Annotated in this window: 16 protein-coding genes and 1 riboswitch; of the genes, 8 read left to right on the top strand and 8 right to left on the bottom strand. The window is 46.2% G+C overall.

What is annotated here, in order from left to right:
• Positions 1 to 93 precede the first annotated feature (93 nt).
• From AOU00_RS14815 to AOU00_RS14800, 4 genes are all read right to left on the bottom strand, one after another.
• Positions 94 to 294 (bottom strand): copper ion binding protein, encoded by a 201-nt coding sequence (locus tag AOU00_RS14815; protein WP_013308457.1) that lies wholly within the window; start codon positions 292 to 294, stop codon positions 94 to 96.
• A 54-nt stretch (positions 295 to 348) separates the two neighbouring features.
• Positions 349 to 699 carry a metal-sensitive transcriptional regulator gene (locus tag AOU00_RS14810; RefSeq protein WP_069290915.1) on the bottom strand — a complete coding sequence of 117 codons (351 nt, stop codon included), beginning with the start codon at positions 697 to 699 and terminating at the stop codon, positions 349 to 351.
• A 130-nt stretch (positions 700 to 829) separates the two neighbouring features.
• Positions 830 to 1,630, bottom strand: a complete 801-nt coding sequence (locus AOU00_RS14805) for a DUF3600 domain-containing protein (RefSeq protein WP_069290914.1) — start codon at positions 1,628 to 1,630, stop codon at positions 830 to 832.
• Positions 1,620 to 2,204, bottom strand: coding sequence for a sigma-70 family RNA polymerase sigma factor (locus tag AOU00_RS14800; protein WP_069290913.1), 585 nt, complete (start codon positions 2,202 to 2,204; stop codon positions 1,620 to 1,622). Before AOU00_RS14800 ends, AOU00_RS14805 begins: the two co-directional genes overlap by 11 nt.
• A gap of 258 nt (positions 2,205 to 2,462) precedes the next feature.
• Between AOU00_RS14800 and AOU00_RS14795 the strand changes: the two genes are divergently transcribed.
• A complete protein-coding gene (locus AOU00_RS14795; protein ID WP_069290912.1) occupies positions 2,463 to 2,921 on the top strand; it encodes a hypothetical protein in 459 nt (152 codons plus the stop codon).
• 70 nt (positions 2,922 to 2,991) lie between these two features.
• Here the strand turns inward: AOU00_RS14795 and AOU00_RS14790 are convergent, their stop codons facing one another.
• Positions 2,992 to 4,221, bottom strand: a complete 1,230-nt coding sequence (locus tag AOU00_RS14790) for a multidrug effflux MFS transporter (protein ID WP_069290911.1) — start codon at positions 4,219 to 4,221, stop codon at positions 2,992 to 2,994.
• A gap of 202 nt (positions 4,222 to 4,423) precedes the next feature.
• Here AOU00_RS14790 and AOU00_RS14785 point away from each other — a divergent pair, with 202 nt between their 5' ends.
• The 5 genes from AOU00_RS14785 to AOU00_RS14765 all read left to right on the top strand — a co-directional run bounded on the left by AOU00_RS14785 (position 4,424) and on the right by AOU00_RS14765 (position 11,388).
• Positions 4,424 to 5,017, top strand: a complete 594-nt coding sequence (locus tag AOU00_RS14785) for a DUF5317 domain-containing protein (RefSeq protein ID WP_069290910.1) — start codon at positions 4,424 to 4,426, stop codon at positions 5,015 to 5,017.
• A gap of 282 nt (positions 5,018 to 5,299) precedes the next feature.
• A complete protein-coding gene (locus tag AOU00_RS14780; protein WP_069290909.1) occupies positions 5,300 to 7,150 on the top strand; it encodes a bifunctional diguanylate cyclase/phosphohydrolase in 1,851 nt (616 codons plus the stop codon).
• A gap of 254 nt (positions 7,151 to 7,404) precedes the next feature.
• The gene (locus AOU00_RS14775; RefSeq protein WP_069290908.1) at positions 7,405 to 9,123 is read left to right on the top strand and encodes a copper resistance CopC/CopD family protein; all 1,719 of its coding nucleotides are present in this window, start codon (positions 7,405 to 7,407) and stop codon (positions 9,121 to 9,123) included.
• 31 nt (positions 9,124 to 9,154) lie between these two features.
• On the top strand, positions 9,155 to 9,904 hold the full coding sequence (locus AOU00_RS14770) for a YcnI family copper-binding membrane protein (RefSeq protein ID WP_069290907.1): 750 nt from the start codon (positions 9,155 to 9,157) through the stop codon (positions 9,902 to 9,904).
• Positions 9,905 to 10,140: 236 nt separating this feature from the next.
• Complete coding sequence (locus AOU00_RS14765; protein WP_069290906.1) at positions 10,141 to 11,388, top strand: stalk domain-containing protein; 1,248 nt, start codon at positions 10,141 to 10,143, stop codon at positions 11,386 to 11,388.
• A gap of 81 nt (positions 11,389 to 11,469) precedes the next feature.
• Here the strand turns inward: AOU00_RS14765 and AOU00_RS14760 are convergent, their stop codons facing one another.
• Entirely contained in the window at positions 11,470 to 11,853 is a 384-nt protein-coding gene (locus AOU00_RS14760) for a winged helix-turn-helix transcriptional regulator (RefSeq protein ID WP_023986690.1), read from the bottom strand.
• A gap of 189 nt (positions 11,854 to 12,042) precedes the next feature.
• Between AOU00_RS14760 and AOU00_RS14755 the strand changes: the two genes are divergently transcribed.
• Positions 12,043 to 12,717, top strand: coding sequence for an NAD(P)H-dependent oxidoreductase (locus tag AOU00_RS14755; RefSeq protein WP_069290905.1), 675 nt, complete (start codon positions 12,043 to 12,045; stop codon positions 12,715 to 12,717).
• Positions 12,718 to 12,819: 102 nt separating this feature from the next.
• Here the strand turns inward: AOU00_RS14755 and AOU00_RS14750 are convergent, their stop codons facing one another.
• Together AOU00_RS14750 and AOU00_RS14745 are read right to left on the bottom strand one after the other, a co-directional pair.
• Positions 12,820 to 13,200: a TIGR02328 family protein gene (locus AOU00_RS14750; RefSeq protein WP_069290904.1), complete on the bottom strand. Its 381-nt coding sequence runs from the start codon at positions 13,198 to 13,200 to the stop codon at positions 12,820 to 12,822.
• 33 nt (positions 13,201 to 13,233) lie between these two features.
• Positions 13,234 to 14,490, bottom strand: coding sequence for a DUF445 domain-containing protein (locus AOU00_RS14745; RefSeq protein ID WP_069290903.1), 1,257 nt, complete (start codon positions 14,488 to 14,490; stop codon positions 13,234 to 13,236).
• 592 nt (positions 14,491 to 15,082) lie between these two features.
• Between AOU00_RS14745 and AOU00_RS14740 the strand changes: the two genes are divergently transcribed.
• Complete coding sequence (locus AOU00_RS14740) at positions 15,083 to 15,964, top strand: AraC family transcriptional regulator (RefSeq protein WP_061831940.1); 882 nt, start codon at positions 15,083 to 15,085, stop codon at positions 15,962 to 15,964.
• A gap of 50 nt (positions 15,965 to 16,014) precedes the next feature.
• Positions 16,015 to 16,095, top strand: a riboswitch (cyclic di-GMP riboswitch).
• The last annotated feature ends 114 nt before the right edge of the window (positions 16,096 to 16,209 follow it).

Raw genomic sequence — 16,209 nt, 5'->3', positions numbered from 1 at the left:
CCCAGTGGGGTATATCATATCCAAAAAGAAAAAGCTTCTAATATGGAAGCTTCTCCTTCGAAACAAGTCTTTCACACATAAAATATCTTCAGCTTAAACAACATCATAGCCTTGGTCTTCAATGGCTGTTTTCAGAGCTTCAACGTTCAGCTTGGACTCGTCATATTCTACATTCACTTGTTTCGTTTCGAGGCTGACCTTGCCGGTAGCGCCAACTTTCTCCAAAGCCCCTTCTACTGCTTTCACGCAATGATTGCAGCTCATACCTTCAACGTTCAATGTAACTTGTGCCATTTCTTTTCCTCCTCAGGGATACTTCCGTACCCATAATGTGTATGAATACTACTCTTAACGGATTAGCTTTTTGACCGTAACCAGCAGCTCGTCAATCACTTCCTGCTCTCCTGCCTGCATGCGCTCAATGACACAGCTTTTCATATGCCCTTCCAGCAGCAGCTTACCGACACCATTCAGTGCGGACTGGACAGCCGCAATCTGGTTCAGTACATCGTCACAGTAGGTATCCTTCTCAATCAAGCCCTTAATTCCGCGAACCTGACCTTCAATACGGTTCAACCGGGATACGAGGCTGTTCTTGAACTCTGCCGAATGATGACTTTTTCTAACTGTCTTTTCCCCGTCTGTTCCACAGTGATTCTCATGGATTTGAGTGTGGGAAACAGGTTGCTCCTCAGCCATACATCAGCCTCCTGTGTGGTGTATATATGCATTTATGCATTTGTTATATCCTTATCATAATATACCCCCATGGGGTATGTCAACCTTCCAGAAAGATGTCACTTTTTCGTCTTAATTTTCGCCACTGTTTCTACTCAAGCGAATTAAACTGATCAAAATAAGGCTGCAGCAACTCTAACTGTTCCTCATAATCTTTTCTATCCCTCTCAGATAAACGATCTGGATATAGTACACCTTTGGCCCCTGTAATGCGGGGTACATACTCGTAGAACTTCGTGAACAGTACACGAAACTTTACAAATTCATCCTCAGTCAGAACCTTTTTCGCATAGTCCAGCTCAACCTGTAAATCGATGCCTGCGTGGGCCTTTGAATCTAATGTGCCCGAAATGGCAGAATCACCGCCATCTTTTTTACCATCGTCCGTTTGGGTTAGCACTTTTCCCTGATTCAACTTGTCAAAATACGGCTCCAGCTTGGCAGATATATGATCATATCCACGCTGTTCCTCTGCGCTTAAGCGCTCCTTGTGGAGTGCGCCGTTTTCATCCGTCATTTTCAGATTATAGGCCCCGAGTTCTCTCAATAACCCTATAAAAACAGTGAACTCCTCTTTCGTTAAATGCCCCTGGGCCTGCTGCAACTTGGATTCTACTCTATTATATTCCTCTGGCGATCCTCCCATTTCAATTAGCTTTTCCTGTGAACCATACATTGTATCCGCCAAATAAGTGTAAGTAGCAAAAGCACCTGTTGGAATCAGTAATAACACTACGAGAAGAGTTATCACAATATACCTTTTCATAGGTTTAGGTCCTCCTTTTTCAAGCCGTTCAATTTGACCCATAATGTTTTCTTTTAATTCAGCCGGAGCCAATATGTGGTCATCATCCTGCTGCATCACCCTACGTAGTTCTTGCTCAAGCTTCATGGATCTTCTCCACCTTTCCGATTAGAAAATGTTCCTGCTGCTCTTTCAATCGAAGCTTTTGCAAAGCCGCGTGAATTCGTGATTTCACCGTGCCTAATGGTATCTCTAAAATGTTGGAAATTTCCTCTTGGGAATATTCCTGCAAATAGTGCAACACAATCACCTGTTTAAGCTTGAATGAAAGCTGCTGAACAGCATATAACAACGCATGATTTGATACCTTGTTCACAATTTCTTCAGAAAAATCATGAGATGTATGAAGTTCGAGCCTCTTTGCTCTGTTTGTGATTCGTAGCCTCATCCATTGTTTTCTCCGGTAAGTCCGGATCTGACGCATAACGACTCCCATTAGCCAAGGCTGAAAAGGACGTCTTTCGTCAAATTGCTCAAGTGATTTATATACATGAATATAAATTTCCTGCACCACATCATCAGCATCCACTTTCTCTTCCAACAGAAAATGCACCGTTCTATAGACTGTATGAATTGTTTGATCATACAGTTCCCTGTAAGCTTTACGACTGCCAGCCAGCGTCTCCGCAACAAGAGCAATCACCAAATCATTCTTTGTCAAATTTGCCCGCCTCCTTGCGTTGTCCAATCCTGATCTCCCCCTTTCTCTCATCTCACACTATATATTGGCAGGAAACCGAAATATCGTTCGATTCTATCTCAACATCAGGAAAATAGTCTCCGCATAATCATTCTTTAGCAGGACTACTCTTTTGGTAATATATTAATATAATATTAAAGTACAATTCCCACTTGGCTTGTATATATCCAAACGAGCAATAATAACAAATCATACATCGAAGGAGCTTATTAAAAGTCAATGAAAATAAAGATTACACCCTTGTTACGGCTTATCCAAGGCCTGTTGTGGTTTAAAATCCTTGTAATCATTATCGCAGGATGTGTATTTATTTCAGCCCAACCGACAGGTGGGGAGTCTCGGTTAATCCATATGGCCTCCCGCACGCTATCCATCACACATCCACTTGAAGGTTCTACCGCTCATATGGTCGGATTTGTATTTGGAAAATTGCTCTTTCGATTACTTCCTACAATAATGATCCTGCTGTTTATTGCGACAAAAAAGTATAAACTTACCCTTACTTTACTGCTCTTCGTATCCATTTTTGGTTTAAACATCAACGGAATAGACCCTTTCTTTCCCGTTCATATCTGCATGCTTATTTCCATTCTGGTTCACAAACCATCTCGTATGTACTTAAAACAGACACCTCTGCCCGCAAAGGAAGCCGAAGATATCTCGATTGCAAAACGGTAAAAAACTCCCATGGACTGAAATGGTTCACGTATCAGTCCATGGGAGTTTTTCAGTTCAAGTTCGCCTTATTTCAAGCCTTCGCGCGTGCTCCCTTAGCAAGTACGACAAAGCTTAATAGCGCGCCAACCTCAGCTATAGCTATAACGACCGCCATCGGTACGGGGGTTGTTCCACTCCCCAAGCCTACTAGCGGTGAAGCGATGGAACCCAGCAATAGAGGCAACAAACCAAGCATGGCGGACGCACTGCCTGCGGAGCGCTGCTGACTCTGCATTGCCAATGAAGTCGTCGTTGTACTTACAATCCCTACGCAGGAAACGACAAAAAACAGAGGAACTAAAACAGCAAACAATTGGCCTCCGGTAAAAGCTACAGTAAGCAGGCTGATTCCGGCTACAGCCGCAATTATCAGACCCGACAAGAGTAACTGTCGTTCGCTGAAGCGACCCACGAGTCTACCCGTCAACTGCGAAAACAGTACAATCCCCAAACCATTCACTGCAAAAATGATGCTATACGTCTGAGGGGAAACCCCGAAAATATCCTGAAGCACGAATGGTGAGCCAGCGATATACGCGAACATCGCTCCTGTAATCAGCGCCTGTGAGAGGGCATAGCCCATAAAGCGTCGATCGGCAAACAGATGACCGAGTGTTCCCAGCGTCTGCTTCAAGCCACCGGACGAGCGGCGGTTAGTTGGCAACGTTTCTGGCAAACCCAACACGACGGCAATTAGCATAGCCACGCCGACTACACAAAGCACCATGAATACACCACGCCAGGAAACAAAGTTCAATATGACACCGCCCAGTACTGGTGCAGCAATGGGGGCCACGCCGTTCACCAGCATGAGCAGTGAGAAAAAGCGTGTCAACTCTTTGCCCGAGTAAAGATCACGGGCTACAGCTCTGGAGATCACGATCCCCGCCGACCCCGTAAGCCCTTGAATAAAGCGAAGCGCAATGAGCATACCGATATTCGGCGCAAACACGCATAGCAGCGAAGCAGCAGCGTACAGAATGAGCGAGATCACCAGCGGTCCTCTGCGACCCCTTACGTCGCTAAGCGGACCAGCAACGATCTGGCCAACGGCCAGTCCTAACAGACAGGCGGTCAAACTAAGCTGCGCCAGCGAAGTGGTCGTATGCAAATTGTCGGCTAATGTAGGCAACGACGGCAAATACATATCTATGGACAACGGCCCGAAAGCACTCAATGCACCCAGGACAAAGGCGATCCATAATATTCGCGATTTGGTCATATCTGCGGCAACCATAACAGTATTGGATAACCGGTTCATAATAATAATCATCCTTTTCACAAAAATATAAATAATTACTTCAATACATCATGATATCACTCATTTCGTCTGGCTTCGAATAATTACACGCTAATCCGCAATTTTTTTTCAAAACTGCTATATATCAGGCAGGAATTTACCAATTTCAGGTCGAATTATACGATAACCAAAACAAAAAATTTGTGGAATCTGGAGAATGATAATGGTCTATGATGGAGTGCTACTGGGTCTCATTGTAGGTCTGTTCAGAGGAGGCTGGCGGCAAGGTCTGATCCGTTTCAGTCAAATTCGCCTTATAGCCGGCTGGATGTTCCCTGTGCTGCTGCTGGTACAATTCATTATTTTTTATGCCCAGGAAAAGTGGGCTTGGCTGGCAGCCATTAACGGGTATCTATTTATGGGAGTCTACGTGGTTGGATTGATATTTCTCTGGTTGAACAGACATCATAAGGGATTCAAGCTTATTATAATCGGCGTATTGATGAATTTTATCGTTATGGCGGTGAATGGCGGCAGGATGCCGGTCTCGTTGAGCGCTTCGGAGGTGCTGGGTCCCTATTATACAGATATGCTTAAATCTGGAAGTATCATCTCGAAACATTACATGATGGATGCGAGCACGCGTCTATCATTGCTTGGTGACATTATTCCTCTCTCCAAGCCCTATCCCCGCACGCAGGTAATTAGTATTGGAGATGTGGTCATGAACTTCGGGATGTTCCTGTTTATCCAAAGCATTATGGTCGTGAAGAGAACTAAGGATAAGCAGCAAGAAACCAATCCCCACCACGCCTAGTACGCACCTTATTCCAAGGAAGGGAGGGAACCCTATGAAAAACTTGAAATACTCCCGTGTGATTATCAATGCTATTATCGTGGCTTCTGTCATAATTGCTTTGACTTCCGGTTACAAAATCGGGGGCTAGTCACCGATAAGAAAAAAAGGAAGCACAGGCTCAACAAAACAGGCTGGATTCCGGCCTGTTTTTTCATGTGAAATTTTCGATTACAAAATTGTAAATTATCCCATTCACCCCTGGTAGCTTTGACATCAAGATACGACAAGGCAGGAGAAGAAATGATGAGTATAATAAAAAAGCTGCAAGAACGGGTTACCGCGACGGGAATATATGTGTTTTTCATATGTTTGGCAGGCGTGATCGTCCTCCTGTATACGAACCAATGGTCCTTTTTGCACTATACGACAACAGAGTGGGTCACGATCTATTCCCTGTTGGGAGCTGTTCTGATTCTGGAGCATTTTACATTCCAGCTACCACCGGCCAGTAACAAACAGTCCATGGATTCCTCCGTGTATCTGGCTTGTATTTTTGTGCATGGCACCGAAATTGCTATTCTGATTTTGTTGTTAAATGTAATCATTGCCATGTTCCGGCACACAGAGCTGTCCTGGTGGAAGCATACCGCCAATTTTTCCATTTACGCCCTTTCCATTTTCCTGTCTTCAACAGTATTTGAACTAAGCGGCGGAACGCAGGGGGCTTTAAACCAAGATCATTTCGCTTCCTACCTGCTGGCGTTGATTTGCTACTTTGCGGTGAACACCATCACACTGGGCATCTACTTTTATATCGCATACAAAGGGTCCTTCAATGAGCTTAAACAGGCTTTTTTGGCTGAATCTCTGCTCGTATACTTATGTACACTCATTCTGTCTTTGGTATTGACTACACTGATTTATGACAATGGCATTTTAGGACTTTTGCTGTTCCTTGGGCTAAGTATGCTCCTGTCTCACGCATTCAAGCAAATGTTCACGCTGTATCGGGAAATCGAAGAAAAAGCGAACATGGATCGCAGAACAGGGCTATACAATCACAGCTACTTTGAAAATACACTTGAAGCTGAATTAAATATATCCAGATCCGAGAATACTCCTCTCAGTCTGGCTCTGATTGATATAGATGATTTCAAAAAATACAATGATCATTTCGGTCACCTCAAAGGCGATCAGCTACTGGGATTTCTCGGTGAGTTTCTTAAAAAGGAGACCTCCGGCACCCACATCACCGTATCCCGCTATGGTGGAGAAGAATTCACCCTGCTGATGCCCGATCATACCGCTGAACAAGCATACGAAATAGTTAATGCTATTCGAAAAAGATTAAATGATTCTCGTTATGAGGGTGTTGAAATTTTTCCACACGGCTGTCTGTCCTTCTCCGCAGGCATTGCACAAAGTCGCATTGACATCTACGACAAATCACAGCTGGTCGATCTGGCGGATAAAGCCCTGTACTACGCCAAGAAACAGGGAAAAAACATCGTTCATACGCATGGAAGTTTAAATGAAGTGGAGCGCGAGGTCGATCTGGGGCAGGATATTCGTGATCTTGAACAGCAGCTTAATTTGTTCTTGTACAAGGATATTAACACTTTCAAGCATTCCAAACGGGTATTCAGATATGCAGCAGACATGAGCGATGTGCTTCAGCTCGGACCAGAGGATAAGCGGCGTTTCATACTAGGTGCCCTCATTCATGACATTGGTAAACTGGAGATTCCCTGGAATATCCTCAATAAAAAAGAGAAGCTGTCCGGTGAGGAATGGCAGATGGTGCAAGCGCATGTTATGTGGGGCAAACGAATTGTCGAAGCCAACGAACGATTCATAGATTTGGTTCCTTTTGTGGAGCTGCATCATGAACGTTATGACGGAGGAGGCTATCCGTTTGGCTTTAAGGGCGAGCAAATTCTACGTTTATGTCGGATGCTGACGATCATCGACTCTTTTGATGCGATGACAACTGAGCGCCCCTATCAACCCACCAAAACGTTCGAGGAGGCCATTGAAGAACTACGTGCTTGCTCGGGTAGCCAATTCGATCCCAAACTAACGGCTACTTTTATCCATTATATTCAACATAAGCAACCTGCTTTCACGGATTTCATGGAAACAGGGCTCTAATTCCTTCATTGGCTCTTCCTCTTTGCCCCTAGCGTGGTTGAAATCGTCCTGAATTCAACCACGCTAGGGGTTTTCATATGATTGGCATTTTGTATAGTGCTTATTATTTCAAATTTCATATAAATGTCATAATTCGCTCCATCTATTCACGCTATATGCACTATGATTAAGATAGGAATGGGTTTGTCCGTATAAAATGTTACAAATGGGGATATCCTCGCTTCAAGTAATCGAGAGAAGGTGACTTCACAGGCATGTTGTACCTGTCCAGACCAGCCCGTGTGGCTTGTCTTTTATTGCTGTGTCTCCCCCTTCTAATCCTGTTTCCTCACTCTTCGTGGGCTCATGCATTTGTCATTGAATCCAGTCCGACCGAAAATCAGGTTTTGGACAAGTCGCCTTCTCAGGTGACCATCACCTTCAATGAAGATTTGCAATCTGCCTTTATGTCGATCAAAGTGACCGATGAAACAGGCAAGCGGGTCGACACAGGAAAAGCACAGCTTGACCCGAATCACAAAGCCACCATGGAAATCCAATTGATTCCAGGGGTGAAAAATGGAATTTACTCCGTCAATTGGAGAGCTTTATCCGCAGACGGACATCCGGTTAATGGAGTCATTCCATTTCAAGTAGGTAGCGGTTCCAATGCGCCTACTCATCAAGCTATCGCATCTGAAAGCTCAGGGACATCACGAATCGACTTAATCGCTGTCCGTTGGTTTCTTTACATAGGACTATCGCTGCTTTTTGGAGCGATTTGTTTCCGGCTGTTCATCTTACCGAGCATAAGCCAAGACAAGAATCGAAGTGAACAGCATCAGCAAAATCAGCGGCCCTTTGAAACATTGCCCCGCTGGACTAAGCTGCTATGGAGCGGCTACGGCATAACGTCTGCCGCCATTCTGATCAGCCTGCCACTTCAGGCTTCATGGGATGCCGGGGTTTCCATCAGGGAGGGCTTCTCACTCCCGATTCTGGGAGAAGCTCTCCAGTTTACTGGAGCCGGGCAAATTTGGTTTATCCAGATGATTCTCGTGCTGCTCCTAAGCGTAACGCTGATTTACGCGCTGGATTACAGCATTTCGGATCGCCAGCGCCGTCTTTGGGGCTACAGCTCAGTTCTCCTAACGCTATGCCTCATGCTGTCCAAAGCCTTTGTCGGTCATCCGGCAGCGGCTACCCATCCAGCTCCGGCCATTGCGGCGGACTTTGTCCATCTCGCGGCAGCAGCATTTTGGATCGGCTCACTTGCCGTCATGGTCGTGTGCCTGCCTGTTGCCGGAGCGGAGTTGCCCGTATCGGAGCGGGCAACTCTGCGGCAAGCCGCCCTGCGCCGCTTTGCCGGCTGGGGCATTGCTATGGTGGCAGCGCTACTTGCCACCGGTATATATGGAGCCGTGCTGTACATTCCGGCTCCCTCCATGCTGCTGAACACGTCCTATGGACTCGTTCTGCTCGGCAAGGCAGCGCTGCTGCTAGTCATGCTTGCCTTTGCGGCCAGCCAGTTCCGCAGCGCAAGGCAAGCGGCGCCCAGCAAGCGAGCCGCCCGGGGATTGCGTGCCGAGGTGTCCGTCGGCCTGCTCGTGATGCTGTTGACTGCGGTGCTCACTCACCTGTCACCCGGCCAGGCACCTGCTGTTCCGTTTGAGGAGACTCGCACTACGGGCGGATACAACGTTACGCTGTCAGTCAGTCCCAATGCTGTGGGCAGCAATGAATTTAAGGTATCCGTTCAGGATAGCAAGGGTGCTGCCATTTCAGGAATCCAGCAGGTTACATTAACGCTCACTCCAGCAGACCCTGACCAAGATCAACAGGAATTTGTTCTGCCCGTGAAGCAGCAACAGCCATTCCACAGTCAGGAATTGATGACCTCCGAAGGAACATGGGCGGTAAAAGTACATGCTCTGACGGCATCACTCGATGCGGTTGATGCTGAATTCACCCTGCATGTAGGCGGTAAAAAATAATTATTTTATGTTTAAAAGGAGCGAATTGAATATGAATACAACGATTCAAACAGCAAAATCCATATTTTCCAGGTTTGCGACCTCTGTGAGTCTAATTGCAGCGGGTGCCTTACTTTTTGCAGGTATGGCCAGTGCACATGTGACAGTCAAGCCTTCTGTTTCACAACCTAATGCGTGGGAAACGTACACATTGAAAGTACCCGTGGAAAAAAACATTCCAACCACCAAAGTCGCCTTGAAAATTCCGAAAGAGGTCGTTTTCAAACAATACGAGCCTGTACCGGATTGGAAAGTAGCCACCGAAAAAGACAGCTCCGGCAAAGTAACCACCGTGACCTGGACGACTGAAAAAGACGGAATTCAAGCGGGTCAGTATCAGCGTTTCAGCTTTGTAGCGCAAAATGCAGATCAAAATACCGCAGCACCCTGGGACGCCTTCCAATATTACAGTGACGGAAGTATCGTGGAATGGACAGGTGACGAAGGAAGTAATAATCCACATTCCATTACTGAAATCACGGCGGATGCCACGTCCGCAACTCCTGCCCCTGCCGCAGACAGCGGACACGATTCAGCGGGCACGGCAGCAGGCCATACGAGCACAGATGCGGATAAAGATAGCAGCAGCCCCGCACCTGCTTCGAACAATGCTGTAGAAGCTACACCTGCCGCTTCTGCTCCAGCCAGCTCTGCTGCACAAACGACAGCACTCGTCCTCTCAATCATTGCAGTCGTTCTTGGTGCCGCAGCTGTCGGCATTGCACTCAAGCGCCACAAGTAATCTGGGTTACGGATAAAGGTTAAGACCGTTTTAAAAAGAAAAGCTGACACCTATTTAAAAGGGGTCAGCTTTTTTGGTATGAAAGAAAACGATAATATTCAGCTTAAATATACTTAGATTCATCTCATCCTATTATTTCACATTCACCTTTCTATCATTTTTTTGGTAAAATAGGTAGAACCCTCACGATTCTAACATGATAGCATTGCAATCTATTGAGCATAGGAGATCATAGGATGAAAATCGTAAATAAGGCTCTGTTATCTAGTGCTATCTTTCTGAGTACCACAGTCGGCATCTATAGCCCCTTGGCACAAGCCGAGGCTGGCAAGATCAGCATTATGCTGGACGGATATCCATTACCGTTCCCCGTACAACCTGCCATGATGAACGGCACGACCATGGTTCCCTTTCGCGCTATTTCTGAGGCTCTTGGCATTACAGTGAAATGGGATCAAGCCAGCCAAAGCATCACCGCTACCAAAGCGCAAGGCTCTGCTACCAAGCAGGTGGTTCTAAAGATGGGTAGCCGCAATGCCACAGTGGACGGACAAACGGTTCAACTAACAGCCGCTCCGCAAACCGTGCACGGCAGCACCATGATTCCGCTGAGCTTTTTCGGGCAGCAGTTTGGAGCCACGGTGAACTGGAACCAGGGAACACGGACGGTCTCCATTACATCGCCACGTGAAGCTATGTATACAGTAGGCTTCTATGCGCTGTCTTCCTTTGACCAAAAATCCAAAATACCCGATTTTAACGCAGTTGCCTTCGGCTGGAGTCGAATTGATACGAACGGACAATTTACGACAAACGGCAAGGAATACAAATGGCCTCAAGCCGCTGGAACCGTAACACCGGAGTCCATTGTGCAGGAGGCAGACAGCCAGGGGACTTCCCCTTACCTGATGGTCTATTCTGGAGATGGCAATCACGAGCTGACCAAGATTTTGGAAAATGCGCAGCTTCAAGAACAGACCATTTCCCAAATCGTCAGCACCGCCACCGACAAACAATTTAAAGGCATTACGCTAGACCTGGAAGGATTGGGCTGGAGCGGCGATAAAGCTAAAGCGCGTTCAGACTACAACGCCTTTATTCAAAAGCTATCGGCCAAAGCGCATCAGGCCGGGCTCAAGCTCACCGTCGTTCTGCATCCGCTGAACAGCTCTTACTCTGGCTATGACTACAAAACGCTGGGCAATCTGGCGGACGATCTGATCATCATGGCCTATGATTACGGACAGAAGGCTACGCCTGAGCCTTTGGAAAAAGTGGATGAAGCCATACAACTGGCCTTGAAGGAAACCTCGCGGGACAAGCTCATTTTGGGGATTTCGATGGGTAGCGAAAAAGACAGCACCATTAACGCCAAGATCGGTTTAGCCAAACGTTATGACCTCAAAGGAATCGCTATCTGGCGCTTGGGTATCATTGGAGAAACAGCCTGGGCACAGATGAACGAAGCCATCGAGTTTAAATAAGTGTATCTGACCTTATTCCGCCCGCTAATGATTTCTTATGCGTCTTCTATGAAATCATTTGGCGGGCTTTCTTCATGCCCTTTAACAAAAGTGCTTGCCTGATTTGGAAGTTGTCGTCACAGGCTCGCAACCCTGTTCTCCATAGAAGATCCCCCAGTCTCTCATAAAATCCAGCAACGGTCTTAACGTATCTCCTAACGGGGTAAGCGAGTATTCCACACGCGGTGGGTTCTCATTATAAATTTCACGGTGCACAATGCCATCTCGCTCCAATTCACGCAACTGCAAGGTTAGCATCCGTTGTGTAATATTAGGCAAGGTCCGTCGAATTTCGTTATAGCGCCGTGGTCCTGTGGTCAAATGATACAAGATGACTCCCTTCCATTTGCCGCCTATAACCCCGACGGTTTTCGCTACCGGACATCCAAAATTAACGCTAACTGCATGTTCCATCTCCTGTGCCATGTATACCCCTTCTTTCTGTAGAATGTGTAAACCAATAGCCCCAGACGTATGACAAGGAACAAATATGTGCGTACTTGTTCCCTGCAAAAACTTTCTATATGATAACTATATATTCGATATCAGCTCTCATTATAGTAGCAGAAAACCCATAGAGTACCAACTAAACCCATACCCAAAGGAGTACATTTTATGTCTAATACATCAGCTAAAAAACAGGAAATTCTGGACGCCTTTCTGTTCAGGCACGCCACGAAAGAATTCGATCCCAATCGCATCATACCGGAAGAGGATTTTCAGTTCATTCTCGAAACCGGACGACTTTCTCCAAGCTCCGTCGGTTTTGAACCATGGCAGTTTGTAGTTGTACAAAATCAGGCATTGAGAGAAAAGCTGGCTGCAGTTTCCAGCGGCGGTCAAAAGCAGATCCCTGCAGCTAGCCACGTCGTCCTGATTTTGGCGCGCAAGGATGTTCGTTATGATTCTCCTTACGTGGAGTATATGTATAAAGAGGTTAAAGGTATGTCTGAGGAGGACTTTGCCTCACTGCCAGGCCGCTATAAGATTTTCCAGGGTGAAAGTCAACGTCTGTTGGAAAACGAACGTACGTTATTTGACTGGGCTTCCAAGCAAACCTACATTGCCTTAGGCAATATGATGACAGCAGCGGCTCAGATCGGTATTGATTCCTGTCCAATTGAGGGCTTTAACTACGATCAGGTGCATGCCATTTTGGAGGAAGAAGGACTGCTGGAGAACGGGCTGCTCGATATTTCAGTCATTGCCGCCTTCGGTTATCGTGCTCATGAACCCAAGCGGGAAAAATCCAGACAACCACTGGAAAAGGTCACACGCTGGGTCCTGTAATCTAATATCCCGAGCCTCTTCCCAAACCCTGAACATTGAAGCACGTAAAAAGCGGGCTTGCGGCACTTCATCTGAATGATGAACCTACCGCAGCCCGCCTTTTTAGGTCACTTCAATCTCTATTAAAATACCCTTGGAAGCCAGGTTGTCCAAGCATTCCTTCATATACTCATCGTCATGCTCCACATATGCACCCGCGCCTGCCAGTTCCTCACCCAGCTCCGCCTCCCAAGGCTCACACTGCTTACCGCGATACAACGGCTGTTCCCATAGTGGATCAACATTGTACCCTCTGCTTTTCATTTCGTCCATAATGAGCCTATGATAGCGCACCAGCAGCATGGGGTGATAATCGAACACATAATTCACGATGGCGTGTGGCTTGCCCCACCCGTTCCCGCGCAGGGCACAGCACTCACGATGTTGCCCCAGCAGTTGCGGACGGGGTAACTTGTCGATTAAATGTTCATGCCAAAGCCTCAAGCTTCCACAACCTTATCTGTAGCTTTTTCTGTATTATTGGATTAGCATACGGATACCTGTCAGCACAATACCGATCAGGAAGCCTGTAACTGCGCCATTAATACGTATCCACTGCAAATCCTGTCCCAGTTTGTCCTCCATCAGTGCAATCAGGGATTTGTTATCCATTTTGTCTACATTTTCGCGTACCAAGTTACCAATTCGACTATGGTTGGCTTCCACCAGTCCAGTAATACCTTCCACAATTCGCACATTGATCTTGTCCAGCAGCTCGGTATTCCCTCTTAAATCAGTCAGCATCCGATCCAATAGCGGTAAAATATAGGTCTGCACATAGCTTCCGTCTTCCATGTAGTCCAATAAGCGTATACGCAGTTCTTCCATTTTGCCCAGCACTGACGCATCGCCTTCCCAGGCTTCAACAAGGCTATCCTTCCAGCCGTTCAACCCTTCCTGAACCGTATCTTTCGTCGCCAATCGGGTCACCTGCGTCCTCAGACCATCCAGCACAGCCTGACGGCGCGGGTGCTCTTCCCTTTGTAGTTCTGCTACCTGATCCAGCAGGAAATGACGAATCATTTCACCCATACGCTCTTCGTTCAGATAGCCGAGGAATGCGTTCAAAGCAAACTGCATCAGCCCGCTCACCTGCAAACCACTGACAGCCTGCATCCCTAAGGTGCCCAGCGTATAACCCGTTTCGGGTCGCAAAAGCCAGGACTCGGCTTGCTCCAGCGTGTAATCCAGTGCGCGGCGATCATAGCCCTTCTCGCTGGTCTGACGAGCAAGCGCCTCCAGCAGCGGTCCGGCGTCAAAGTCAGTCATCTGCCGCTTCAGCTCGGCCACGATGACCGGAGCCAATTCCGCGAGCGGGAGGGACTGAACAAGCCGCTTGGCAAGAACATCTATGGATGCCGCCGCCTCCGGCGTGCGCAATCCTTTTTCCACACCGCCCAGCACCAAATCGGCCAAACGGATATCTGCAATTTTAGACGCGATGCTGTCTTTGTTTAGCAGGTTATTTTCCACCGTACTCACCAATGCATTCGTGAGCTTGTCCCTATTTTTAGGAAGCAGCGCGGTGTGTGGTATCGGAATGCCTAGCGGATGACGGAACAAAGCAGTGACAGCGAACCAGTCTGCCAGTCCCCCTACAAGTCCTGCCTCAAAAGCTCCGGCTAACAAACGAGCCCAGCCATATTGCTGGAAGGGCAATGTGGCTGCAAAGCCTGCCCCTAGAATAACGAGCGACCAAGCCGCTGCGGTTTTCGTATTTTTTGGTTTTCCCATCCTGTAATCCTCCAAACTGACTATCGAGTAAGTAAAGCACTATACCTGTATTACCCATCATATCATTGCCCGTGTCATTTCCAAAGTTGAAAGCACTTGAGATGAAACGCGGAAGGGCACTTTTTGCGTAATTTTTTATGCATATATCTCTCTTTTTTACATTCATGTTTGTGAACAAAATCACAGCACTGGGCCCAAACTCTTATTTTCAATAATAAGCCTTACGAACCATTTTATCAGAACCAAGTCCCATTTTTTTTAAACCGAAAGGAGAAGTGAACAAGAAAGTTGAATGGGCATAAGATACCTTTTTTCAGTACCATGTTGGTATTTGACCTCAGAAAGGATTTGAATCCATGATAACCCCAGATTCTTTCAACAGCATTCGACTTTTTCATATGGATTACCAGGTTATATATCCATAAAAGTGATACTCCCATAAAATTCAAACACATATTTTGCTATATAGACATATTTGATGTGATAAAATAAACTTTTATAAATAGGGAATCATGTTTAATCAGTCATTATATATTGGTAATTCAAACCAAGATATGCTAGATAAAATTGCTTTTTTGTAAAGGAATTGAATATGACAACAGACCAAAAAAACAACGTGGGCCTCTGGAATGGCGATCCGGTCGTTATTGTACGCACTCCCTCCGCTTTTGCCAAGCAATCCCTTTTGTATATCCAGGAATTAGGCTACTTCCAAAAAACTTCTGCTTTTATGATGGAAAGGAAAGAACTTGCCTCTTTTTTGCTTGTCTTTACGTTGTCTGGTAAGGGAGAATTACTGTACCGGGGCAAGAAATATATCATAAAACCTCAAGATTTGTTCTTTGTTAATTGCGAGGAATATGTTCAATACAGCACCTCCGGTCATGAATCCTGGGAGTTTATCAGCCTGTACCTGTATGGCAATCTGATTGAAAATTTTTACGAACAATTTGCCAAGCATAATAAACCGGTCATTTCCATGCATAATCCGCATATTATATTGGATAAGCTCCATGCTCTGATTTGTGGGCAGTCTGACAGAAGTCTTTCCGCTGAGCTACTAACGTCCAGGCTCATTGGTGAAATACTAACGTGCATTTTGCAACATCCCTATGATCATCCGTGTGTGAATGCTGAAACCCTGAGCGAAGTACGTCGGGTACAGCAATATTTGGATCAGTCCTACTGTGAGCGAATAACACTGGACTCGCTGGCAGATATGTTTGAATTAAACAAGTTTAATCTGGCTAAAAATTTCAAAAAGCAGATCGGTTTCTCTCCGATTGATTATCTCATTAATGTCCGTATCACAGCCGCTCAAAGCTGGCTTAAAACCAGTGACATGTCCATTGTGGATATCGCAAGGTACGTAGGGATTCCCAATACGAGCCATTTTATTAACCTATTCAAGGAGCATGTAGGAGAAACACCTCATTCCTTCCGCAAAAAATGGGGGAACCGTTCAAAGTTGTAAATGAGAGGTTACATGAAATCAGTTTGATAGATGATAGACGCACAAGCTATTCAAGTTAATGGCAAAACTGTCGAAAGGCAGTGACGCAAAACTATAGGGCCTTCCTTTCCAGATGGCAGCCAGCTACCAGATGAACGAGCTTTTTATTATGTCTTTTTTACATAGATCCATCACAAATTGCTTTACCTCTCTCGAAGAAAGCCCTGATCGCTATGATCAGGGCTTTTTTTCTATTGGGATAGTCA

The sequence above is a fragment of the Paenibacillus polymyxa genome (assembly GCF_001719045.1).
In the GTDB taxonomy this organism is placed as follows: Bacteria; Bacillota; Bacilli; order Paenibacillales; family Paenibacillaceae; genus Paenibacillus; species Paenibacillus polymyxa_B.
Note: the sequence above shows the minus strand (reverse complement) of the source record. Positions and strands in the feature narration are given on the sequence as shown.

Coding starts and splice junctions, on each gene's coding strand:
- AOU00_RS14815 (WP_013308457.1), bottom strand. CDS start 294: ATGGCACAAGTTACATTGAACGTTGAAGGTATGAGCTGCAATCATTGC.
- AOU00_RS14810 (WP_069290915.1), bottom strand. CDS start 699: ATGGCTGAGGAGCAACCTGTTTCCCACACTCAAATCCATGAGAATCAC.
- AOU00_RS14805 (WP_069290914.1), bottom strand. CDS start 1,630: ATGAAGCTTGAGCAAGAACTACGTAGGGTGATGCAGCAGGATGATGAC.
- AOU00_RS14795 (WP_069290912.1), top strand. CDS start 2,463: ATGAAAATAAAGATTACACCCTTGTTACGGCTTATCCAAGGCCTGTTG.
- AOU00_RS14790 (WP_069290911.1), bottom strand. CDS start 4,221: ATGAACCGGTTATCCAATACTGTTATGGTTGCCGCAGATATGACCAAA.
- AOU00_RS14785 (WP_069290910.1), top strand. CDS start 4,424: ATGGTCTATGATGGAGTGCTACTGGGTCTCATTGTAGGTCTGTTCAGA.
- AOU00_RS14780 (WP_069290909.1), top strand. CDS start 5,300: ATGATGAGTATAATAAAAAAGCTGCAAGAACGGGTTACCGCGACGGGA.
- AOU00_RS14775 (WP_069290908.1), top strand. CDS start 7,405: ATGTTGTACCTGTCCAGACCAGCCCGTGTGGCTTGTCTTTTATTGCTG.
- AOU00_RS14770 (WP_069290907.1), top strand. CDS start 9,155: ATGAATACAACGATTCAAACAGCAAAATCCATATTTTCCAGGTTTGCG.
- AOU00_RS14765 (WP_069290906.1), top strand. CDS start 10,141: ATGAAAATCGTAAATAAGGCTCTGTTATCTAGTGCTATCTTTCTGAGT.
- AOU00_RS14760 (WP_023986690.1), bottom strand. CDS start 11,853: ATGGCACAGGAGATGGAACATGCAGTTAGCGTTAATTTTGGATGTCCG.
- AOU00_RS14755 (WP_069290905.1), top strand. CDS start 12,043: ATGTCTAATACATCAGCTAAAAAACAGGAAATTCTGGACGCCTTTCTG.
- AOU00_RS14745 (WP_069290903.1), bottom strand. CDS start 14,490: ATGGGAAAACCAAAAAATACGAAAACCGCAGCGGCTTGGTCGCTCGTT.
- AOU00_RS14740 (WP_061831940.1), top strand. CDS start 15,083: ATGACAACAGACCAAAAAAACAACGTGGGCCTCTGGAATGGCGATCCG.